This window comes from Paraburkholderia fungorum, from assembly GCF_046027605.1.
In the GTDB taxonomy this organism is placed as follows: domain Bacteria; phylum Pseudomonadota; class Gammaproteobacteria; order Burkholderiales; family Burkholderiaceae; genus Paraburkholderia; species Paraburkholderia fungorum_F.
In genome coordinates this window covers 1-467 of sequence record NZ_JAQQEF010000096.1, presented here as the reverse complement: position 1 = coordinate 467, position 467 = coordinate 1, and the positions used below count along the sequence as shown (strand labels likewise).

The following is a 467-nucleotide window of genomic DNA, read 5'->3' as shown; positions in this document are numbered from 1 at the left end:
CTGGAGCGCAGCGGCGCCGACGTGATCCAGTTCGAAGACCAGATCATGCCGAAGAAATGCGGCCACTTCTCCGGCAAGGAAGTGATCAGCGCGAGCGAGATGGCCGGCAAGATCCGCGCCGCCGTGGACGCCCGTGAAGACGGCAATCTGCAGATCATGGCGCGTACCGATTCGGCGGCGGTCCATGGTATCGAAGACGCGATCGAGCGCGGCCACCGTTTCATCGAAGCCGGCGCCGATATTCTGTTTATCGAAGCGACCGAATCGCTCGCCGACATCGAACGTTTGCCGTCGCTGTTCGACACGCCGCAATTGATCAACATCGTGATCGGCGGCAAGACGCCGGTGCAATCGCGTGAAGCGCTTGCCACGCTCGGCTACGGCATCGTCCTGTACGCGAACGCGGCGCTGCAAGGCGCGGTGCTCGGCATGCAGCGCGCGCTCGGTACGCTGAAGAGCAACGGCCG

The 467-nt window shown here is 63.6% G+C and carries 1 protein-coding gene; it reads left to right on the top strand.

Annotated elements, in window-relative coordinates; genetic code table 11:
- Positions 1-467: isocitrate lyase/PEP mutase family protein (locus PQR53_RS38895; RefSeq protein ID WP_408465902.1), on the top strand; the 467-nt coding region annotated here is incomplete at both ends.